The organism is Bradyrhizobium rifense (genome assembly GCF_008123425.1).
Lineage (GTDB): Bacteria > Pseudomonadota > Alphaproteobacteria > Rhizobiales > Xanthobacteraceae > Bradyrhizobium > Bradyrhizobium rifense.
In genome coordinates this window covers 87257-109261 of record NZ_VSSS01000015.1, presented here as the reverse complement: position 1 = coordinate 109261, position 22005 = coordinate 87257, and the positions used below count along the sequence as shown (strand labels likewise).

Genomic DNA, 22005 nt, shown 5'->3' with positions numbered 1-22005 from the left:
CATTGTCCGCCGCATGAGGCGCCCTGCGCGACTCGCCCCAGATAGCGACACTGCCTTCCATGGTATTGTCCCGGCAGGGGGATTCGCGCCTGCCAACAGAGATGCGTGCTTATGAAAATCACCCGCCTGCGCCTACACGGCTTCAAGTCCTTCGTTGAGCCCACGGACTTCGTCATCGAGCCCGGCTTGACCGGCGTGGTCGGCCCCAACGGTTGCGGCAAGTCGAATCTCGTCGAGGCGCTGCGCTGGGCGATGGGTGAGACCTCGTACAAGAGCTTGCGCGCCGCCGACATGGACGCAGTGATCTTCGCAGGCTCCGGCAACCGTCCCGCGCGCAACCACGCCGAAGTGACGATGACGATCGACAATGCCGATCGCACCGCGCCTGCCGCTATGAACGACAGCCAGCTGCTCGAAATCTCCCGCCGCATCGAGCGCGAGGCCGGCTCGGTCTATCGCATCAACGGCCGCGACGTCCGCGCCCGTGACGTGCAGATCCTGTTTGCGGACGCCGCCACCGGCGCGCGCTCGCCGGCCCTCGTCCACCAGGGCAAGATCGGCGAAATCATTCAGGCCAAGCCCGAACAGCGCCGCCGCGTGCTGGAAGACGCCGCCGGTGTCGCCGGTCTGCACGCCCGTCGCCACGAGGCCGAGCTGCGGCTGAAGGCAGCCGAAACCAACCTCACCCGCGTCGAGGACGTGATCGGCCAGCTCGCAGGCCAGATGGAAGGCCTGAAGAAGCAGGCCCGCCAGGCGGTGCGCTATCGCGAAGTCGCGGCCAAGGTCCGCAAGGCCGAAGCCACCCTGTTCCACCTGCGCTGGATCGGCGCCCACGCCGACGTCAACGAATCCGGCCAGACCCACGATCTCGCCGTGCGCGAGATGGCCGAGCGCACCCAGCATCAGGCCGAAGCCGCCCGCATCCAGGCCATCCGTGCCGCCGAAATGCCGGCGCTGCGCGATGCCGAAGCACGCGCTGCGGCGGGTCTTCAGCGCCTCACCAATGCCCGCGAACTGCTCGACCGCGAGGAAGAGCGCGCCAAGGAGCGCGTCGCCGAGCTCGAGCGCCGCCTCGCCCAGTTCGAAGGCGACATCGCGCGCGCCCAGCAGCAGACCATGGACGCCGATGTCGCGCTGCAGCGGCTCGACACCGAAGATGCCGAGCTGAAGGAAGAGATCAAGTCGCGCGTCGAGAAGCGCTCCGGCGTCGACGAGCGCGTCGGCGAAGCCGAAGCGGTGCTGACCGAAACCGAGCAGCAGTTCGCCGAGCTCACCACCGCGCTCGCCGACCTCACTGCCAAGCGCAATCAACTCGAAGCCAACGTCCGCACCCACCGCGACAAGCTTGCGCGTCTCGACCAGGAGATCACGAACGTCGCCACGGAAGAGCAGAAGCTCGCCGCCGAGACCGGCGGCTTCGGCGATCTCGACGAGCTGACCGCAACGGTCGAGACCGCCGAGCAGACGCTGGCCGCTTCGGAAGCCGCAGCCCAAGCGAGCGAAGCCGCGCATGTCGCCGCGCGCCAGACGCTGGAATCCTCGCGCTCGCCGCTCAATGAAGCCGACAAGCGCGTGCAGCGACTCGATACCGAGGCGCGCACGATCTCAAAAATCGTCAACGGCGAGACCAAGAACCTGTGGCCGCCGATCATCGACGGCATCACCGTCGACAAGGGCTTTGAAAAGGCGATCGGTGCCGCGCTCGGCGACGACCTCGATGCGCCGGTCGATCCCTCGGCGCCGATGCGCTGGACCAATGCCGGTGTCACCGAGGGCGATCCGGAATTGCCCGAAGGCGTCACCCCGCTCGCCAACCACGTGCAGGCCCCGGCCGAGCTGACGCGCCGCCTGGCGCAGATCGGCGTCGTGCCGCGCGAGCGCGGTGCCGAGCTGGTGTCGCAGCTGAAGACCGGCCAGCGTCTGGTTTCGCCCGAAGGCGACGTCTGGCGCTGGGACGGCTTTGTCGCCGCCGCTCACGCCCCGACCGGCGCCGCGCGGCGCCTCGCCGAGCGCGCCCGCCTCGTCGACATCGAGAACGAGCTGGAGCAGGCCCGCATCGACGCGCAGATCAAGCGTCAGGCGCTGGAGAACGCCGAGTCCGAGCTGCAGATGGCGGCCAGCACCGAAGGCGCTTCGCGTGAAGCATGGCGTGCTGCGCAGCGCGAGCTGAACGTCGCACGCGAGCGCCATGCCACCGCCGAGCGCGAGATCAGCCGCCACGCCGCACGCAAGGCCACGCTGTCGGAGGCGCACAGCCGTCTCGCCGCCGACCGCGCCGAGGCCGAAGCCGCGTACGAATACGCCGAGGCCGGCATCAGCGAGCTGCCGTCGAGCGAGGACACCGAGACCCGTCTCGCCGCCGTCCGCAGCGACATCGAAGGCCATCGCCGCATGGCCGCCCAGGTCCGCGCGGAGGCGCAGGCGCTGGCGCGCGAGGCTGAGCTTGCCGATCGCCGCGTCCAGGCGATCCTCGCCGAGCGCACCGAATGGCAGAACCGCAAGGAGAGCGCGGCCTCCCATATCGACACCATCCAGACCCGCATCACCGAGGTCTCGATCGAGCGCAGCGATCTCGAAAACGCGCCGGCCGTGTTCGCCGAGAAGCGCAGCGCGCTGATCACCGAGATCGAGTACGCCGAGAACGACCGCCGCATGGCCGCCGACGCGCTCGCCACCGCCGAAACCCTGATGGCGGAAACCGACCGCGCCGCGAAGTTGACGCTCGAAGCGCTGTCGAGCTCCCGCGAAGCCACTGCGCGTGCCGAGGAGCGCATGGAAGGTTCGCGGCGCCGGCTCGATGACATCGAGCGCGAGATCCGCGACATGCTCGAAGTCGAGCCGCAGGCCGTCGCCGGCCTCGCCGAGCTTGAGCCCGGCACGGAGCTGCCGCCGCTGCACAACATCGAGGAAGACCTCGAAAAGATGCGCCGCGATCGCGAGCGCCTGGGCGCCGTCAACCTGCGCGCCGAGGAAGAGCTGCGCGAGGTCGAGACCCAGCACACGGGCCTGGTCACCGAGCGCGACGACCTGGTTGAGGCCATCAAGCGGCTGCGCCAGGGCATCCAGAGCCTCAACAAGGAAGCACGCGAGCGCCTCTTGACCTCGTTCGAGGTCGTCAACAACCACTTCAAGCGCCTGTTCGTCGAGCTGTTCGGCGGCGGCGAAGCAGCCCTGCACCTGATCGAGAGCGACGACCCGCTGGAAGCCGGTCTCGAAATCATCGCAAAACCCCCGGGCAAGAAGCCGCAGACGCTGTCGCTGCTCTCGGGCGGCGAGCAGGCGCTGACCGCGATGGCACTGATCTTCGCGGTGTTCTTGACGAACCCCTCGCCGATCTGCGTGCTGGACGAAGTCGACGCACCGCTCGACGACCACAATGTCGAGCGCTATTGCAACCTGCTGAACGAGATGACCGCCTCGACCGACACGCGCTTCGTCATCATCACGCACAATCCGATCACCATGGCGCGGATGAACCGGCTGTTCGGCGTCACCATGGCCGAGCGCGGCGTCTCGCAGCTCGTCTCGGTGAACCTGCAAGAGGCAGTGGACATTCTCGACCAGAACGTGGCGTGATATCTCTGCCGTCATTCCGGGCTCGCGGAGCGAGACCACGGAATGACGGTAGGCAACCATGATCTCACCCACCCTCCCCGCCGAACTCAAGGCCGCCCTCGACGCCAGGTTGCAGGGCTTCTCGCGTACCGACGCGGCACAGCGGTCGCAGAAAATCTCGACCACCTACCGCGCCGGCGGCGGCTCCGGCACGATCAAGTCGGAAGCCGATGCGCTCGCCTATGCGCTGGCGCGCATGCCGGCGACTTACGCTGCCGTCGCCGCAAGCCTGAGCGCGCTCACCGAGATCGCGCCGGACCTTGCTCCCAGAACATTGCTCGACGTCGGCGCAGGCCCGGGCACTGCGAGCTGGGCCGCCGCGGAGGCGTTCTCCTCGTTACAAGATTTTACACTGCTCGACGCCAACGCCACCCTGAGCCGGCTCGCGCTCGAGCTCGTGCAGGATAGCTCGCGCCTCTCGGATTGCCGTTATCTGCCGGGCGATGCCGCCACAAATCTCGCCGAGGTCGCGCAAGCCGATCTCGTCGTCGCGAGCTACGTCATCGGCGAGCTTGGCGAGAATGACCAGCGCAAGCTCGCCGAGACAATGTGGGCAAAAGCGCGCCACGCGCTGGTCGTAATCGAGCCCGGCACGCCTGCCGGCACCGCCCGCATCCTCGCGCTGCGCCAGCAACTGATTGCGGCCGGTGCTTATGTCGCCGCGCCTTGCCCACACGAAAAGCCCTGCCCGCTGATCGCGCCCGACTGGTGCCATTTCAACCAACGCCTGCCGCGCTCGCAAGCGCACCGCCAGATCAAGGGCGGCGAGGTGCCGTTCGAGGACGAACGCTTCATTTACGTCGCCCTGACCCGCGCGCCGCCAACGGCCCGCGCCGCCCGCGTGCTGGCGCCGCCGGATGTCGGCAAGGCCGAGATCACGGCGAAGCTCTGCACGGAGCAAGACGTCCAACTCGCGAAGGTCCCGCGGCGGGACAAGGCCGCGTATGCGGGCGCCCGTCGCTGGCGCTGGGGTGATGCCGTTCTGTCCGAAAGTTAACCCCGTTCGGCGCTTTTGCCTTGAACTCGGATGGCTCCCGATCCGACCAAGTCTTACCTTTCCTCCGCGCCGGGCTCTCCCCCGGCTCCGTTTTGGGTTACGCTGCCCGCCTCAATCCCCTTCAGGAGTTCTCCATGTCGACCGGCTGGATCGTTCTCGGCGTCATCGTCGTCCTCGTGTTCTTGGCCTTCAGCGCCTACAACCGGCTGGTGGCGCTGGGCCAGCGCGTTGGCCAGGCCTTTGCCGATGTCGACGTGCAGCTCAAGCAGCGCCACGATCTGGTCCCGAACCTGGTCGAGACCGTGAAGGGATATGCGTCGCATGAGCGCGGCACGCTCGACGACGTCATCAAGGCGCGCAATTCGGCGATGTCGGCGCAGGGGCCGACGCAGGTGTCCGCCGCCGAGAACCAGCTCTCCGGCGCGCTCGGCCGGCTGATCGCGCTGTCGGAGGCCTATCCCGACCTCAAGGCCAACGCCAATTTCCAGCAGCTCGCATCCGAGCTCTCCGACCTCGAGAACAAGATCGCGGCGAGCCGCCGTTTCTTCAACAACGCGGTCCAGGAATACAACACCGGTATCCAGCAAATGCCTGCCGCTCTGTTCGCCGGCATGTTCGGCTTCACCAAGAAGGACTTCTTCGATCTCGGCGTGAGCCGTACCGAGGTCGAGGCCGCGCCTCAGGTGAAGTTCTGATTTTGAGCCGATAGGCCGGCAGGGCAACGCGTCATGGCCGCGTATGGTCTCTACACGCACATCGCCTCGAACAAGTTTCGTTCGATGCTATTGCTCGCCGGCCTGTTCGCGCTGGTCTATGTGCTGGTGTATGCCGGCGCGCTGGTCGCCGAGGTCGTCATCAACGGCAACGAGACCGTCGCCTATTATCTGAACCGCGCCTTCGCTGATCTGCTCAAGGCAGCGCCCTTCGCGACGATCGCCGCGGTCGCCTGGATCATCATCGCCTATTTCTTCCACCAGTCGATGATCGACGCCGTCACCGGCGGTCATGACGTCACCCGGCAGGAGGAGCCGCGGCTTTACAATCTGCTGGAAAATCTCTGCATCTCGCGCGGCATCACCATGCCGAAGCTGAAGATCATGGAGAGCCCGGCGCTGAACGCATTCGCGACCGGCCTCAACCCGCGGCAATATGCGGTCACCGTCACCACCGGCCTGCTGAAAGCACTGAATGACCAGGAGATCGAGGCTGTGCTGGGCCACGAGCTCACCCACATCAAGAACGGCGACGTCCAGCTGATGGTGGTCGCCGTGATCATCGCCGGCGTGGTCGGCTTCTTCGGCGAATTGTTCTTCCGCCTGTTCACGAATTTGAGCTGGAGCTCCCGCGGCGGATCGTGGTCATCGGGCTCCTCCTCGTCGTCGCGGTCGTCCTCGTCATCGAGCGACAACAAGAGCTCCGGCGGCGGCGCAATCGTGGTCATCATCATCGCAGTCGTGCTGATCGTGGTGGCCTGGCTGGTGTCGCAAGTGGTCAAACTCGCATTGTCGCGTTCGCGCGAATATCTGGCGGATGCAGGCTCGGTCGAGCTGACGAAAAATCCTGATGCCATGATCTCGGCGCTGCGCAAGATCGAAGGTCGCGGCGAATTGCCGGGCGCGACGTCGGCGGTGATGGAGCTTTGCCTGGACAATCCGCGCGAAGGCTTTTCAGATCTGTTCGCGACCCACCCCTCGGTGCAGTCCCGCGTCGACGCGTTGGTCAAGTTCGCCGGCGGCCATGATCCCGGTCCGCTGCCACCACCGGCCGACGAGACGGAACAGCCCGCCGCGGACGAGCCCGAGGCACAGGCCGATCAGCAGGACGCCCCGCCGGCACTACCGCAGGGTCCGTGGAACGATGCAGGCGGCCGGGCCACGCCACCGCCCGTCCCTGCGCCAAGCCCCTCCGGAACCGCGGGCGGCAATCCGTTGGGCAGTCCGATCGGCAATCCCATGGGTCCATGGGGCCGCCACTGAGCGTGCGATCTGCCGCGCCTCAAGCCGGTTTCAATGCGTTTGGGAAAAACTGCGGGAATTGCCGCTGGCCTGTGCCAGAGATTTGAATTCTCCCTTGTTTCTGCCATGTTCGCGCCCAACAGCAGACTCGGGACATCGATTTGGGGCCCGGCCGATTGCGACATCGTGATCGGGGGCGCGCGTTAGGGGACAGCAATGGCAAAGCCGGCAGTGGTTGTGGTGGGCGCGGACAAGGGCGGGGTCGGCAAGACCACGGTATCGCGCACCCTGCTCGATTATTTTTCCGCCAACAACGTGCCGACCCGCGCCTTCGACACGGAATCCCCGCGCGGCACGCTGAAGCGCTTTCACCCTGACATCACCGAGATCGTCGACATGACGACGACGTCGGACCAGATGAAGATTTTCGATACGCTCAACGCGACGAGCCCGTCGGTGACCGTGATCGACGTCCGCGCCGGCCTGCTCTCGCCGGCTCTGGCCTCGCTGCGCGACATCGGTTTCCTCGACGCCGCCAAGGCTGGCCAGATCACCTTCGCGGTGTTCCACATCCTGGGACCCTCGATCGCCTCGCTGGACGAGATCGCGGAGACGGCCGGTTTCATGACCGGCGCCAAATATTTCCTGGTGAAGAACTTCATCAACGACACCCAGTTCTTCCAGTGGGACCAGGCCACGTACAATTCCTACTTCCACCGCATCAAGGATGCGACCGAGCTGACCATCCCCAAGCTCAACGAAATGGCCTATGAGCAGGTCGAGGTCTCCTCCGTCCCATTCCTGAAATTCGTTGCCAACAAGGGCATCAACGACGAGGCCGCGAACTATTCGTTCGTGCTGCGCGGTTATGTCCGGCACTGGCTGGCGAACGTCTGGAGCGAGTTCGACCGCATCCACCTGACCGACATCGTCGGCTCCAAGCCCGGCGGCCGCAGCAGCGAAAAATAGTTGCAGAGTATGGGCAGATACGACTGGATTGGGCGGTGAGTTCGCTCAGATAATAGCTCGTGATGCCAGCGACGCCCCTCTACATCATCTGCTCGCCCCGCCCGCAGGTCGGCAAGACGCTGCTGGCGCGGCTGCTTGCCGAATTCTTGCTGCTCAAGAACGGCAACGTCACGGCCTTTGACGTCAATCTGAAGGAACCGTCGCTGCTCGACTATCTGCCAAAGGTCACCGAAACGGCTGATGTGATCGACACCTACGGCAAGATGCAGCTGATGGACCGCGTCATCGTCGACGACGGGCTCGCCAAGGTCATCGACCTCGGCTTCCACGCCTTCGACGAGTTCTTCAAAATGACCGACGAGATCGGCTTGCTCAAGGAAGCGGCGCGCCGGCATGTCGCGCCGATGATCCTGTTCGTCGCCGACACCGACCGTGTCTCCGCCCGCGCCCACGAGATGCTGCGCCAGCAGATCCCACGGGTGAACCTGATCATCGTCGACAACGAGTTCATCATCCGCGGCGAGCTGCCGCCGGCGATGGCCGGCGGTCGGCTGTTCCGCCTGCCGGCGCTGCCCGGCTTCCTCAAGACCTATATCGACCGGCTGAACTTCTCCTTCACCGGCTATTTGCGCCAGGAGAAGGACTCCTCGACCGAGCTGCACCAGTGGATCCGGCGGAATTACCTCGCCTTCCGCGAGCTCGAGCTCAGCCTGATCCTGCAGCGGTCCTAGTCGATAATTTTACCCGGATAATATTGACTGCGAGCCGGCTTGGGCTTATTGAGGCGTCGATCGGCGTCCCCTCCAGCCAAGGCCATCCCCCGTGAGCACCGACCGGAAAGCAGCCATCGCCGCCTACAAGGAGCGGAAGACCATTGCGGGCATCTATGTGGTCCGCTGCGCGGCTTCGGGCGAGGCCTGGGTCGGCCAGGCGCCGAACCTGGAGACGATCCAGAACCGCATCTGGTTCACCCTGCGCCAGGGCAGCCACCCCTGCCGCAGCCTCCAGGCCGCCTGGAATGCGCATAGCGAGACCGGCCTGACGTTCGGCGAATGCGAGCGTCTGGAGGATGAGGAGATCGCCTATGTCAGGAACGCGCTCCTGAAGGAGCGCCTGCTGCATTGGCGGGCCGAGCTGAAGGCGGAAGCGATCTGATGATCGCTGCGATCGCTCAGTGCCCGTCGAACGTCATCAGCGTGCGCACCGGAATATCCATGGCGCGGAGCTTGGCGGCGCCGCCGAGCTCGGGCAGGTCGACGATGAAACAGGCCGCGACGACATTCGCGCCGATCTGCCGAAGCAGTTTCACCGCACCCTCGGCAGTGCCGCCGGTGGCGATGAGATCGTCGACCAGGATGACGCGCTCGCCGGGCTGGATCGCATCGACATGCATCTCCATCTCGTCGATGCCGTACTCGAGCGAATAGGCAATGCGCACGGTGGTGTGCGGCAGCTTGCCCTTCTTGCGGATCGGCACGAAGCCGGCCGAGAGCTGATGCGCCACCGCGCCGCCGATGATGAAGCCGCGCGCTTCCATGCCGGCGACCTTGTCGATCTTGTTGCCGGCCCAGGGATTGACGAGCTCGTCGACCGCGCGGCGAAAGGCGCGCGCATCCGCGAGCAGCGTGGTGATGTCGCGGAACATGATCCCAGGCTTGGGATAGTCGGGAATGGTGCGGACGCTCGCCTTCAGGTCGTGGTCAAAGGTCATTGGTGCCTCTCAATTGACCGGCGCATCCAGCCGGAACGCATTCTCGACAATACGTAGTCCCACCTCGTTGCTGAGCGACATCAGCGACTCCGGGTGGAATTGCACGCCGGCGACCGGCAGGGTCTTGTGCTCGAGCGCCATGGCGACACCGTCCTCGGTGCTGGCCGTGACGTTGAGCACCTCCGGCATGCTGTCGCGCTCGACGAAGAGCGAATGATAGCGGCCGATCACGATCTCGTTCGGCAGATTGCGCATCAGGCGCCCGCCGCGCACCTGCACCCGCGATGGCCGGCCGTGTGCGGGATGGGTGAGCTGGCCGAGCTCGCCGCCAAAATATTCGCCGATCGCCTGCACGCCGAGGCAGACGCCGAACACCGGCAGCTTGTTCTCCAGCGCCGCGTCGATGGTTGTCTTGATCCGGAAATCCTCCGGGCGCCCGGGGCCTGGCGACAGCACCAGCAAATCCCACCTCTTCTGCTTGAGCATGTCGAGCGCATGCACATAGCGGACCACGGTGACGCTGGCGCCGACCTGACGGAAATAATCGGCGAGCATGTGCACGAAACTGTCGTCATGGTCGATCAGCAGCACGCGCTTGCCCGAACCGGTGGCATCGGGCGCAAACGCCGACAGCGGCTTCGGCGGATCGCCGCGCAGCGCCTGGAACAGCGCTGCGGCTTTCACCTGGCATTCGCGATCTTCCGCGGCGGGATCGGAGTCGAACAGACAGGTGGCGCCGACGCGGACCTCGGCGAGACCATCCTTCATGCGGATGGTGCGGATGGTGAGGCCGGTGTTGATGCTGCCGTCAAAGTTCACCGCGCCGATCGCGCCGGCATACCAACGCCGCGGCGAACGCTCGTGATCCTCGACGAACTGCATCGCCCAGAGCTTTGGCGCGCCAGTCACCGTCACCGCCCAGGCGTGGGTCAGGAAGGCGTCGAGCGCATCGAAGCCGGGGCGCAGCATGCCTTCGACATGATCGACGGTGTGGAACAGCTTTGAGTAGGTCTCGATCTGCCGTCGCGCCAGCACCTTGATCGTGCCGGGGACGCAGACGCGCGCCTTGTCGTTGCGATCGACGTCGGTGCACATGTTGAGCTCGAACTCGTCCTTCTCCGAGTTCAGGAGCTGGCGGATCTGCTCGGCATCGCCGATCGCATCGGTGCCGCGCGCGATCGTGCCTGAGATCGGACAGGTCTCGACGCGGCGCCCGTCGGAACGCACGAACATTTCCGGCGAAGCGGAGACAAGAAACTCGCCGTCGCCAAGATTCATCAGCGCACCGTAGGGCGACGGGTTGATGACGCAGAGGCGCTGGAACACTTCCGCCGGCGAGCGGTCGCAGGGCTCGGCGAAGAGCTGGCCCGGCACGGCCTCAAAGAGATCGCCGCGAGCGAAGGCTGCGCGCGCGGTCTCCACGGTCGCCTGATATTCACCGGGGGCGTGATCGGCAAAACCCTGGCGCGGCGTCTTCTGATACGGGCTTTCGGCCGTCTCACGCGGCAGGCCTTCGGTCGATTTGCCCTTCCAGGCGAAATCGTAGCTGAGCACGACGCCCCGCCCTGTGGCGCGGTCATAGGCGAGCAGGCGATCGGGAACGTAGAGGACGATGTCGCGCTGATCGTTCTCGCGCGGACGCTTCTGCACGAGGTCCTCGATCTGGAAGACGAGATCGTAGGCGAAGGCGCCGAACAGGCCGAGCAGCCCGTCATCATTGGCGGAGAAGGCAGCAACGAGATCGCGCACCAATGACATCACGCTGGCGCGCCGCGTGCGCTGGTCTTCCTCGATCGGCGCATCGCCGCGGATGATGTGACCGGCAAGGCGCGTGGCGGTCTTCTCGGAGATCACGACGCAGGGCTCGCGCAGGACGTCAGCGAGGAAGGCGATCAGCACCTCGCCACGCGCGTTGAGCGCTTCAAGCTTGAAATTGACGCCAGTGGTTTCGAGCTTGAGCGGCGGATCGGAGAAGCCGAGGTCAAAGCTCTCGTAGCGGCCCGGCACAGTCGTGCCCGAAGACAGCACCACGCCGCGGCGGCGGTCGAGCAGGCTGACGAGATCGTCGAGCCTGTTGGCGCCGCCGGTAAACTGTTCGGCCACGCGCGTGATCGCGAGACCGCCGCGGGTGACGTAGTCGCTTCTGGCCGGGAGGGCAAAGACTGTCCTGTTCATGGTGTCCTCTTACGAAACTTGCCGAGGGAACGCCACACAGGACAAACGATCAGGCCGCCGCGCTGTGCTGGCGACCTTCGACGATTCTGGGGAAAGAAATCGCACCGGCCACCTCTTAGGAGGTGCGCCACCAACGACGGGATGGGCGGGCTGCGGTGCTCATGGGGCGGATACTCACCATGGCGCGGGGACGGCGTCAAGGGTGGGTCCCGGTGCCGTAGCTCGGATGGAGCGCAGCGCAATCCGGGGTTCGTGCCACGACGAGACAGCCCTGGATTACGCTGCGCTCCATCCGGGCTACAGGTGATTAGCCCAAATGCTTCCGGAAAAACTCCGTCGCCCTGCCCCAGGCGAGCTCGGCGGCTTCGCGGTCGTGCACGGCCTGGCGCTGCTCGTTGACGAAGGCGTGTTCGGCGTCATAGCGGAACAGCTCCAGCGACTTGCCGGCGGCCTTCATGGCCTTTTCGAAACCGTTGACCAGCTCCGGCGTGCACCAATCGTCCTTGTTGGCGAAATGGGCCTGCAGCGGGATCTTGACGTCGGCGGGCTTGGCCGCCTGCTCCGGCGGGATGCCGTAGAACACGACACCGGCGGCGAGCTCCGGCACATGCACCGAGCCGATGATGGTGACGGCACCGCCGAGGCAGAAGCCGGTCAGGCCGACCTTGGCACCGTTGCGCGACAGATATTGCGTGGCGCCGCGCACGGTCTGCGTGGTCGCGTCCATGAAGTCGAGCGAGTTCATCTCTTTGCCGGCCGCATCCGTGTCGTGATACGGCACCACCTTGCCCTTGTAGAGATCGGGCGCCAGCGCATCGAAGCCGGCGAGCGCAAAGCGGTCGCACAGGCCCTTGATCTGGTCCGACAGCCCCCACCATTCCTGAATCACGACCACGCCCGGCGCGTTGCCGCGTGCGGCGTTGGCGAGATAGCCCGATGCATCCTTGCCGTCCGGGCGCTTGAAGGTGATTGCGGTTCCCATGGTGTCCTCCGACGATGTTCTGGGGAGAGGTTTGCAGGTATCTTGGCGGCTGCGCGCGCGATAGGCAATCGCGCCGGACAACACACGCGCGTGTGCAACAAAAAAGCCCCCTTGCGGGGGCTTCTTCATTTTCGTCTCGCGGAGGCCGCTCAGTGCGAGTCGGCCCAGACCTTCTTCTTGGTGAAGTACATCAGGAACGCGAAGATGATCAGGAATACAAACACCTGGAGGCCGATGCGCTTGCGCGCTTCCATGTGCGGTTCGGCGGTCCACATCAGGAACGTGGTGACGTCCTTGGCGTACTGCGCAACCGTCGCCGGCGAGCCGTCGTCATAGGTCACCTGGCCGTCGCTGAGCGGCTTCGGCATCTTGATGGCGTGGCCCGGGAAGTACTTGTTGTAGTATGAGCCCTCCGGGATGGTCACGCCTTCCGGCGCCTTGTCCTCAAAGCCCTGGAGGACAGCCGAGACATAGTCCGGGCCCTGCTCCTGGTACTGGCTGAAGAAGTCGACCAGGAACATCGGGAAGCCGCGGCCGTAGGACCGCGCCTTGGTGATCAGCGACAAATCGGGCGGCGCTGCGCCACCGTTCGCCGCGCGCGCGGCCTGCTCGTTCGGGAACGGCGAGGGGAAGTAGTCCGCCGCCCGGCCCGGGCGCTCGAACATGTCGCCCGCATCGTTCGGACCGTCCTTGATCTTGTAGTCGGAGGCAAACGCAGCGACCTGAGCCACCGAATAGCCGGGGCCGCCGGGATCGCCGAGATTGCGGAAGGCAATGTAGGACAGGCTGTGGCAGTTGGAGCAGACCTCCTTGTAGACCTTCAGACCGCGCTGGAGCGCACCGCGGTCATACTTGCCGAAAGGGCCCGCGAACGACCAGTTGTTGCCTGGCGGCTTGGGGCCGCCTTCCTCGGCGCGGGCATCCCCCAAGGTGCCGACGAACAGCGCGCCGGCGGCGACGAGCGCGACCGCGATCGAGGCGACGGCCTTGCCGCTCTTGGCGAGGATCGCCTCCGAGATCGAGTTCGGCACTGGCCGCGGCGTCTCGATGCGCGAGAGCAGCGGCAGCACGATCAGGAAGTAGGCGAAGTAGCAGACCGTCAGGACACGGCCGGCGATCACGTAGATGCCTTCCGGCGGCTGCGCGCCGAGATAGCCGAGCAGGATGCAGACCGCGACGAAGATCCAGAAGAACTGCTTGGCCAGCGGACGGTACTTCGACGACTTGGTCTTGGCGGCATCGAGCCAGGGCAGGAAGCACAGGATGATGATCGCCGAGAACATCCCGATCACGCCCGCGAGCTTGTTCGGGATCGAGCGCAGGATCGCGTAGAACGGCAGGTAGTACCATTCCGGCACGATGTGCGGCGGCGTCACGCCGGGGTTCGCCGGAATGTAGTTGTCGGCGTCGCCGAGATAGTTCGGCATGTAGAAGATGAACCAGGCGTAGAGCAGCAGGAAGCAGGCGACGCCGAAACCATCCTTGATGGTCGCATGCGGCGTGAACGGCACCGTGTCCTTTTCCGTCTTCGGCTCGACGCCGTCAGGATTGTTCTGGCCGGCGACATGCAGCGCCCAGACGTGGAGCACGACGACGCCGGCGATCAGGAACGGCAGCAGGTAGTGCAGCGAGAAGAAGCGGTTCAGCGTCGGGTTGCCGACCGAATAGCCGCCCCACAGCAGCGTCACGATGCTCTCGCCGACATAGGGAATGGCGGAGAACAAATTGGTGATGACGGTGGCGCCCCAGAAGCTCATCTGGCCCCACGGCAGCACGTAGCCCATGAAGCCCGTCGCCATCATCAGGAGGTAAATGATGACGCCGAGGATCCAGAGCACCTCGCGCGGCTCCTTGTAGGAGCCGTAATAGAGGCCGCGCAGCATGTGGATGTAGACCGCGAAGAAGAACATCGACGCGCCGCAGGCATGCATGTTGCGCAGCAGCCAGCCGTAATTGACGTCACGGACCAGAAGCTCGACCGACTTGAACGCGAGATCGGCATGCGGCGTGTAGTGCATCGCCAGGATCACGCCGGTCAGGATCTGCATCCCCAGCATGAAGGAGAGGATGGCGCCGAAGGTCCACCAGTAGTTCAGGTTACGCGGGGTCGGATAAACGACGAAGGAAGAGTGCACGAGACCCAGGATCGGCAGACGCCGCTCGATCCATTGCAGGGCCGGATTGCTCGGCTGGTAGTCGGATGGTCCGCTCATGATGCGATCCTGAGGAAATAATACGACGAGACGGTTCGAGGCTTCGGACGCGGATCCGAAGCTCAGCCGATCTGGATTTTGGTGTCGGAAACGAACTGGTACGGCGGCACCGGCAGGTTCGCGGGCGCGGGCCCCTGGCGGATGCGGCCGGACGAATCGTACTGCGAACCATGGCAGGGGCAGAAGAACCCGTCGTAATTGCCTTCATGAGCGATCGGGATGCAGCCGAGATGGGTGCAGATGCCGATCACGACCAGCCACTGGTCATGGCCGGCCTTGACCCGGGCCTCGTCGGACTGCGGATCGGGCAGGCTCGCCACCGGAACGGCGCGCGCCTCGTCGATCTGCTTCTTGGTGCGGTGGCTGATGTAGATCGGCTTGCCGCGCCAGAACACCTTGATGTCCTGCCCCTCGGCGACCGGGCTCAGATCGACCTCGATCGGCGCACCGGCGGCGATGGTCGAGGCGTCCGGATTCATTTGGGAGATAAAGGGCCAGAGCGCAGCTGCGCCCCCTACTGCTGCAGCTGCCCCCGTTGCAACGAATAAGAAATCACGGCGTGTCGGATGGTCCGCCGAAGACGCTGTCGTCACGATTCCAACCCTTTCTTCTTATGCTGCCGACGGAACCGTTCCAGGAGCCCCCAAGGTCCCCGGAACAGTCTGCCGGCGCCCGCGGCCCCCCGCGGCGGCAGAACTTGGCGTGTCTCCACCAAAACAAGGCGAAAAACAGCAGTCCAGAATCGTTCTATTGGCACCCTTGCAGGACGAGCGCAAGCCCGCTAACGGCGCGGGAGCGTGCAATGCACGAATTCCGCGGCCAGCGATGTTTTATTGAGACATTTCCGGCCCACAACCGACCGACCGCCGCCCATGCAGATCGCACTTTTCCAACCCGACATTCCCCAGAACACCGGCACGATTCTCCGCCTGTGCGCCTGTCTGGGCATCGCCGCTCACATCATCGAACCGGCCGGCTTCCCGGTCTCCGACCGGCATTTCCGCCGGGCGGGAATGGATTACCTCGACCATGTCAGCATCGTCAGACATGATTCCTGGTCGAAATTCGAGGAGTGGCGCGCGGCACACAGCTACCGGCTGCTGCTCTTCACCACCAAGGCCGCCACGGATTACCGCGATTTTCATTACCAGACGTCGGACATCCTGCTATTCGGGCGCGAGAGCGCCGGCGTCACCGACGCGGTGGTCGAGGCCGCGGATGCGCGGCTGGTGATCCCGATCAGCCCGGGGCTGCGGTCGCTCAATGTCGCCATGTCCGCGGCGATGGCCGCAGGCGAAGCGCTCCGGCAGGTCCGGAACCCGCACGATTGATAGTTTGAGGAGAGAGCAGTGGGTTACGCGGTCAAGGAAATCTTCCTGACCTTGCAAGGCGAAGGCGCCCATGCCGGGCGCGCATCGGTGTTCTGCCGTTTTGCCGGCTGCAACCTCTGGAGCGGCCGCGAGGCCGACCGCGCCGGCGCGACATGTCAGTTCTGCGACACGGATTTCGTCGGCACCGACGGCACGCTTGGCGGCCGCTACGCCACCGCCGTGGAACTCGCCGACACCATCACCGCGCAATGGACGGCCTCCACCGACAATCGCTACGTGGTGCTGACCGGCGGTGAGCCGCTGCTGCAGGTCGATGACGCCCTGGTCGACGCGCTCCATGCCCGCGGCTTCGAGATCGGCGTCGAGACCAACGGCACGGTCGCGCCTCCAAAAGGACTCGACTGGATCTGCGTCAGCCCCAAGGGCGGCAGCGAGCTGGTGCTGCGCCAGGGGCACGAGCTGAAGCTGGTCTATCCGCAGGCCCTCGCCGCACCCGAGACTTTCGAGAGCCTCGCCTTCGAGCGCTTCTCGCTGCAGCCGATGGACGGGCCCGAGGTCGCCCAAAACACCGCGCGCGCGATCGACTATTGCCTGCGCCATCCGCAATGGCGGTTGAGCGTGCAGACGCATAAATCGCTCGGCATCAGATAGGATTGGTTGACGGACAGATGTGGGAATTGACGAAATCGTTCCGCTTCGAGGCGGCGCATTCGCTGTCGGGAACGACGTTTGGCGCGGACAGCGAGGAAATTCACGGCCACTCCTTCCGCGCCGAGGTGACGGTGCGCGGCACGCCCGACCCTGCGACCGGCATGGTGGTCGATCTCGGCCTGCTCCAGCGCGCCATCGAAGATGTGCGCGTGATGCTCGACCACAAGTTCCTCAACAAAATTGAGGCGCTGGGCACACCGACGCTGGAGAACCTGTCGCGCTTCGTCTGGGAGCGGCTTGCGCCGATCGGCGAGCTCACCCGCGTCAGCATCCACCGCGACAGTTGCAACGAGAGCTGCACCTATTACGGTCCGCAAGAGCTCACGAAATGACATCCACATTGGACCCGAACCAGATCGAAGACCGCAAGGCCCGTGCCCGCGCCTGGTTCGAGCGCTTGCGCGACGACATCTGCGAAAACTTCGAACGGCTCGAGGACGACGCGCCGCAGAGCCTCTATTCCGGCGAGGCCGGCCGCTTTGCGCGCACGCCGTGGCAGCGCATCGATCACAGCGGGGCTGCCGGCGGCGGTGGCGTGATGTCGATGATGTCGGGCCGCCTGTTCGAGAAGGTCGGCGTGCATTGCTCGACCGTGCATGGCGAGTTCGCGCCAGAATTTCGCGCACAGATTCCGGGCGCGGCTGAAGATCCGCGGTTCTGGGCCTCCGGCATCTCGCTGATCGCGCATCTGCGCAATCCGCACGTGCCCGCGGTGCACATGAACACGCGCTTCGTCGTCACCACCAAGGCGTGGTTCGGCGGCGGCGCCGATCTCACGCCGGTGCTCGACCGCCGGCGCACGCAGGACGACGCGGACACAATCGCCTTCCACGCCGCGATGAGAGAGGCCTGCGACAAGCCGAACGGCGTTGCCGATTACGACAAGTACAAGAAGTGGTGCGACGAGTATTTTTATCTGCCGCACCGGAAAGAGGCGCGCGGCATCGGCGGCATCTTCTACGACTGGCATGACAGTGGCGACTGGGACGCCGACCTCGCCTTCACGCAAGACGTCGGCCGCGCCTTCCTGAAGATCTACCCTGATATCGTCAGGCGCAATTTCGCAAGCGCCTGGACGACCGAGGATCGCGAGGAGCAGCTGATCCGTCGCGGCCGCTATGTCGAGTTCAATTTGCTCTACGACCGCGGCACCATCTTCGGGCTCAAGACCGGCGGCAATGTGGATTCGATCCTGTCCTCGCTGCCGCCGGAGGTGAAATGGCCATGACCGTAGTGAAACCTCTCCCTCGCGCCATGCTGATCGACATGGACGACACCATCCTCTCGGCCTATGGCCGGCCCGAGATCGCCTGGAACACGATCGCGGAAGAATTCGCCGGCGAGCTCGCGCCGCTGCCGCCGCGAGAGGTCGCCACGGCGGTGCTCGCCTATGCTCGGCAGTTCTGGTCGACCGCGGAAGCCGCGTGGCGGATGAAGCTCGGCGAGGCACGACGGCTCACGGTGCGCGGCGGCTTTGCCGCGCTCGCCGCAAACGGCCACCGCGCCCTCTCCGACGATCTCGCCGCGCGCCTCGCCGACCGCTTCACCACCTATCGCGAGGAAGCGATCTTCGTCTTTCCGGGCGCGCATGATGCGATCGACGCGTTCAAGGCGCACGGCGTCAAGCTCGCGCTGGTCACCAACGGCGCCGCCGACATGCAGCGCGCCAAGGTCGAGCGCTTCGAGCTGACCCATCGCTTCGACCACATCCAGATCGAGGGCGAGCACGGTTTCGGCAAGCCCGAGGAGCGCGCCTATCTGCACGCGATGGAAGCGCTCGGCGTCACCGCGGAAGATACCTGGATGATCGGCGACAATCTGGAATGGGAAGTCGTCACTCCGCAGCGCCTCGGCATCTACGCGATCTGGATCGACGTGCACGGCGACGGCCTGCCCGAAGGCTCGACCGTCAAGCCCGACCGCATCATCCGCTCGCTGACTGAGCTCGTGCCGGGCTAAATCGCGAAAACAACCCCATGCACAGTAGGCGGCTGTTGCAAAATCAACAGCTTGCCGCCGAACGCAACGTGACTGCGGATTTTACGAAATCATTTGACGCGTCGGGCAAAACAGGTGCATGATGCCACCATCGCCGCGCCTGGGACGGAATACTCCTGAAGCGACCATCGCGCGATCTCCCACTCGAACCTCTGCCATCGACGTTACGCGCAGTCCACGCAAGCCGGCGCAATTCACGGGTCACGCAGCCCGTGATCGGCGTGTCATGACGGCTTGCTAGCCTTCGCTCTCATCGATCAACCCGAAAGGACCACCCATGGAATTGAAAACCGGCGACGTCGTCATGCTGAAATCCGGCGGCCAGCCGCTGACCGTCGCAGAGGTGAAGGGCGACGACATCGTCTGCCTCTGGATGGGCTCGGAAGGCGATCTGTTCCGCGAGACGCTGCCGCTCGCCACGCTCGAGCGCCTCGAAATCGAAGACGATGAAGACGAAGACGAGGAAGAAGACGACGAGGACGACGAGTAGGCGCGTCTAGGACCACATACTGGTTAGACCGGCGCGCTCAGCGCCGGCACATCTGATGTCCGCTTCTCCGCCCACAACGGCGCACTAGCGGACATCGCAGGATGTTCGCAGAAGGGCCATAAGCGGCCGTCGAACTGGGTGATGATCAAGCCGCGTGATGATCAGGAGCGAATTCGCTGCCGCGCAGCCCCTCTGTTTCTTGCCGCCCCTTCGACACCGAGCTTGAGCAAAGGGATAGCCCCACAGTTGCGCCGGCTCGGGCATAGGTGCTCGCGATATAAGACGATGGTGCTGGAGATAGCCCCGGGTCCTACGAGCATTACGAGCCGGCCCGCACGATGAAATTGCGCACCACGGGCGACGTCTCTCCTCGCCGGTAGGCGAGAGCAAGCCGCGTCGTCGGCGACCGGCCGGCAATCTGCCGATAAACGATGCCCGTCACGCGCACTTGCATCATCGACGCCGGGACGATCGATACGCCAAGCTCTGCGGCCACGAGATTCACGATCGATGTAAAGTGCGGGGCGACCTGGCCGATAATCGGCTCGAACCCGGCCTTTCGACAGGCGTCGACAATCGTGTCGTAAACCGTCGGAGCGACTTCCCGCGGGAACAGCAGAAACGGATCGTCCTTCAACATTGCGAGATCAATCTCTTGCAGGCCGGCAGCAGAGTGACGCTTGGGAAGGGCGACTACCATCGGCTCCTCCGAGAGCCGGCGCACCTGCAGCTCTCCGGTATCGTGCGTGCCTGGCCGCAAGAAGACGGCGTCGAGCGTTCCCTCGCGCAAGCCGGTAACGAGACGTGCCGTATTGGCTTCCTCGAGCGTGAGGTAGATTTCGGGATAGGCGCGTCGAAAGCTGCGGATCGCGGACGTTACGACGACGCTGAACGTCGCGGTTGAGGTGAAGCCGACACGCAGCGACCCCAGTTCGCCACGCGCCGCGCGGCGCGCCGCCATCGTCGCCCTCTGGGCGATCGAGGGCATCTCCTTCACGCCTGCCAAGAACGCTGTCCCGGCCTCGGTAAGCTCTGCGCCGTGGGCCGAACGATGGAACAGCGCAGCACCGACCTCCCGCTCGAGGTCCTTGATTTGCTGGCTGAGCGGCGGTTGGCCGATGCCGACCTTGGCTGCCGCCCTCGTGAAATGCCGCTCCTGGGCAACCGCCAGGAAATATCGGATGTGGCGCAGCTCCAAGGTCATCTCCAAAACAGATGAGATTAGTTAGTATCATATATTGGACCAATGAGACGCGCGGGTCTAGGTCTTGGGACAGGACAATCTGTCCAAGCCAATGTCGAGCGAATAGGTCGCTCGCGTCTACAAAGGAGGAACTCATGATCACCGAAGACTACGTCCAGAAGATCTTCAAGGGTCTCGAGCAAGGCGACGGCGCGAAGTTCTTCGCGCATGTCGACGATAAGGTCGACTGGATCGTCGAAGGCACACACCCCCTCGCCGGTCACTACAAGTCGAAATCCGATTTCGTGGCCGGGACCTTCGCGAAGCTCGCCAAGGTTCTGCCCCACGGAGCTCAACTCGTCGTCGAGCATCTGCTCGTGAAGGATGATCAGGCTGTCGTGGAACTTCACTCCCTGGCCACGGCGAAGAACGGACTGAGGTTCGACAACAGGTACTGCTGGGTCGTCCACTTCGATGGCGGCACCATCGACCGAGTAAGGGCCTATCTCGATTCGGCGATGGTCGCGCGTCTCTTCGCGGAAAACCCGGTCTAGCGATCGGCGCAAGGCGTCTCACCACTCCGTCGCTGATGAGCTGGCAGGCCCGCGTCTGCTTCCGATACGGGATGGTTTACGTCGCAGCAAGAACTTCGCCGACCAGAGCCTCGGTAGAGACCCCGATCGGCGAACAGCTGGCCTGATTTGGACTGGACCTGGGTCGTTCTAGAGAGCAGGAGGGAAATGATGTCGACTTCTCACATCCAGACGCTTCGAGCGATGCTGCGCGAGGAGAAAGGCGTTATTTTGCCTGGCGCGCCAAATGCGCTCGCGGCGCGGATCATTGCTGATCTGGGCTTTAAGGCGGTCTATCTGACTGGGGCTGGACTCACCAATATGCACCTTGGCTTGCCGGACCTTGGGTTCATGGACCTGAGCCAGGTAGCCGATCATGTGATGGCCATCCGGTGTGTGATCGATCTGCCGCTGATCGTCGACATCGACACGGGTTTTGGCAACGCGGTCAACGTCACCCACACGGTTCGCATCCTGGAGCAAGCCGGTGCCAGCGCCATTCAAATCGAGGACCAGCATGCGCCAAAACGGTGCGGTCATTTCGACGGCAAGGAGTTGATCTCCCTGGAGGAGATGGTGGGCAAGGTGCGGGCCGCGGTCGACACCCGGCGGCAGGATCTGGTTGTCATCGCACGCACCGACGCATGTGCCGTGGAAGGCTTCGAGGCGGCCATTGAGAGGGCCGGTCGCTACATCGAGGCGGGCGCGGACGTCACATTCGTCGAGGCTCCAGAAAGCCTTGAAGACCTCAAGGCGGTCCCCCGTCGCCTGATGGCGCCTCAGCTGGTCAACCTGGTGCTCGGCGGCAAGACACCCATTATCGACGAGAAAGCGGCGGCCGAAATGGGCTTCAGCTTGGTGCTCTACGCCAACGCCGCCTTGCAAGGAGCCGTACATGGCATGCTGTCGACGCTGTCGGCGTTAAAGGAAAAGGGCGTCCTCGACGAGCGCGCTGTCACATCGTTCGCGGAGCGCCAGAGGCTGGTGGACAAGCCGGCCTTCGACCTCATGGGGGCCCGCTACGCGGCACACGCAGCGCGCGACAATGGACAGCGGCGGACATAGTTCGTCGTTCATGCGGCGCAACCGAACGTTCTAACGAT

General features: G+C 64.7%; 21 protein-coding genes. 15 read left to right on the top strand and 6 right to left on the bottom strand.

The features are described from left to right. The first annotated feature begins 111 nt into the window (after nt 1–111). From smc to FXB40_RS08960, 7 genes are all read left to right on the top strand, one after another. Nucleotides 112–3576 (top strand): chromosome segregation protein SMC, encoded by a 3465-nt coding sequence (gene smc / locus FXB40_RS08990; protein ID WP_148771851.1) that lies wholly within the window; start codon nt 112–114, stop codon nt 3574–3576. Nucleotides 3577–3634: 58 nt separating this feature from the next. Continuing rightward, a complete protein-coding gene (locus FXB40_RS08985) occupies nt 3635–4612 on the top strand; it encodes a small ribosomal subunit Rsm22 family protein (RefSeq protein ID WP_148771850.1) in 978 nt (325 codons plus the stop codon). A gap of 134 nt (nt 4613–4746) precedes the next feature. Further along, the gene (locus FXB40_RS08980; protein ID WP_148771849.1) at nt 4747–5307 is read left to right on the top strand and encodes a LemA family protein; all 561 of its coding nucleotides are present in this window, start codon (nt 4747–4749) and stop codon (nt 5305–5307) included. A gap of 33 nt (nt 5308–5340) precedes the next feature. Then, nucleotides 5341–6588 (top strand): M48 family metallopeptidase, encoded by a 1248-nt coding sequence (locus FXB40_RS08975; RefSeq protein WP_148771848.1) that lies wholly within the window; start codon nt 5341–5343, stop codon nt 6586–6588. A 195-nt stretch (nt 6589–6783) separates the two neighbouring features. Continuing rightward, the gene (locus FXB40_RS08970; protein WP_148771847.1) at nt 6784–7536 is read left to right on the top strand and encodes a P-loop NTPase family protein; all 753 of its coding nucleotides are present in this window, start codon (nt 6784–6786) and stop codon (nt 7534–7536) included. 62 nt (nt 7537–7598) lie between these two features. After that, nucleotides 7599–8267, top strand: a complete 669-nt coding sequence (locus FXB40_RS08965; protein WP_187436743.1) for a P-loop NTPase family protein — start codon at nt 7599–7601, stop codon at nt 8265–8267. Nucleotides 8268–8358: 91 nt separating this feature from the next. After that, complete coding sequence (locus FXB40_RS08960; RefSeq protein ID WP_148771845.1) at nt 8359–8691, top strand: GIY-YIG nuclease family protein; 333 nt, start codon at nt 8359–8361, stop codon at nt 8689–8691. Between the two features lie 16 nt (nt 8692–8707). On the opposite strand, the gene FXB40_RS08955 is transcribed toward FXB40_RS08960, so the two are convergent. From FXB40_RS08955 to petA, 5 genes are all read right to left on the bottom strand, one after another. Next, nucleotides 8708–9247, bottom strand: coding sequence for an adenine phosphoribosyltransferase (locus FXB40_RS08955; RefSeq protein ID WP_148771844.1), 540 nt, complete (start codon nt 9245–9247; stop codon nt 8708–8710). Nucleotides 9248–9256: 9 nt separating this feature from the next. Beyond that, nucleotides 9257–11422, bottom strand: a complete 2166-nt coding sequence (locus FXB40_RS08950) for an anthranilate synthase component I (protein ID WP_148771843.1) — start codon at nt 11420–11422, stop codon at nt 9257–9259. A gap of 307 nt (nt 11423–11729) precedes the next feature. Continuing rightward, the gene (locus tag FXB40_RS08945) at nt 11730–12404 is read right to left on the bottom strand and encodes a dienelactone hydrolase family protein (protein WP_007607077.1); all 675 of its coding nucleotides are present in this window, start codon (nt 12402–12404) and stop codon (nt 11730–11732) included. Nucleotides 12405–12553: 149 nt separating this feature from the next. Then, complete coding sequence (fbcH, locus tag FXB40_RS08940) at nt 12554–14617, bottom strand: cytochrome b/c1 (protein WP_148771842.1); 2064 nt, start codon at nt 14615–14617, stop codon at nt 12554–12556. A gap of 62 nt (nt 14618–14679) precedes the next feature. After that, nucleotides 14680–15210, bottom strand: a complete 531-nt coding sequence (gene petA / locus FXB40_RS08935; RefSeq protein WP_027529194.1) for a ubiquinol-cytochrome c reductase iron-sulfur subunit — start codon at nt 15208–15210, stop codon at nt 14680–14682. A 279-nt stretch (nt 15211–15489) separates the two neighbouring features. Between petA and FXB40_RS08930 the strand changes: the two genes are divergently transcribed. From FXB40_RS08930 to FXB40_RS08905, 6 genes are all read left to right on the top strand, one after another. Continuing rightward, nucleotides 15490–15948: a tRNA (cytidine(34)-2'-O)-methyltransferase gene (locus FXB40_RS08930; protein ID WP_148771930.1), complete on the top strand. Its 459-nt coding sequence runs from the start codon at nt 15490–15492 to the stop codon at nt 15946–15948. A gap of 18 nt (nt 15949–15966) precedes the next feature. Continuing rightward, nucleotides 15967–16599 (top strand): 7-carboxy-7-deazaguanine synthase, encoded by a 633-nt coding sequence (queE, locus tag FXB40_RS08925; RefSeq protein WP_148771841.1) that lies wholly within the window; start codon nt 15967–15969, stop codon nt 16597–16599. Between the two features lie 17 nt (nt 16600–16616). Further along, nucleotides 16617–16991, top strand: coding sequence for a 6-pyruvoyl trahydropterin synthase family protein (locus tag FXB40_RS08920; RefSeq protein ID WP_148771840.1), 375 nt, complete (start codon nt 16617–16619; stop codon nt 16989–16991). Then, entirely contained in the window at nt 16988–17887 is a 900-nt protein-coding gene (hemF, locus tag FXB40_RS08915; RefSeq protein WP_148771839.1) for an oxygen-dependent coproporphyrinogen oxidase, read from the top strand. The genes FXB40_RS08920 and hemF overlap by 4 nt, the downstream gene beginning before the upstream one ends. Beyond that, a complete protein-coding gene (locus FXB40_RS08910; RefSeq protein ID WP_148771838.1) occupies nt 17878–18618 on the top strand; it encodes an HAD family hydrolase in 741 nt (246 codons plus the stop codon). Before hemF ends, FXB40_RS08910 begins: the two co-directional genes overlap by 10 nt. A gap of 316 nt (nt 18619–18934) precedes the next feature. Then, entirely contained in the window at nt 18935–19147 is a 213-nt protein-coding gene (locus FXB40_RS08905) for a YodC family protein (RefSeq protein WP_148771837.1), read from the top strand. Between the two features lie 319 nt (nt 19148–19466). Here FXB40_RS08905 and FXB40_RS08900 read toward each other — a convergent pair whose 3' ends face one another. After that, nucleotides 19467–20345, bottom strand: a complete 879-nt coding sequence (locus tag FXB40_RS08900) for a LysR family transcriptional regulator (RefSeq protein ID WP_187436742.1) — start codon at nt 20343–20345, stop codon at nt 19467–19469. 140 nt (nt 20346–20485) lie between these two features. Between FXB40_RS08900 and FXB40_RS08895 the strand changes: the two genes are divergently transcribed. Together FXB40_RS08895 and FXB40_RS08890 are read left to right on the top strand one after the other, a co-directional pair. After that, the gene (locus tag FXB40_RS08895; protein WP_148771835.1) at nt 20486–20884 is read left to right on the top strand and encodes a nuclear transport factor 2 family protein; all 399 of its coding nucleotides are present in this window, start codon (nt 20486–20488) and stop codon (nt 20882–20884) included. Nucleotides 20885–21073: 189 nt separating this feature from the next. Then, complete coding sequence (locus FXB40_RS08890) at nt 21074–21967, top strand: isocitrate lyase/PEP mutase family protein (protein ID WP_148771834.1); 894 nt, start codon at nt 21074–21076, stop codon at nt 21965–21967. Nucleotides 21968–22005 lie beyond the last annotated feature (38 nt).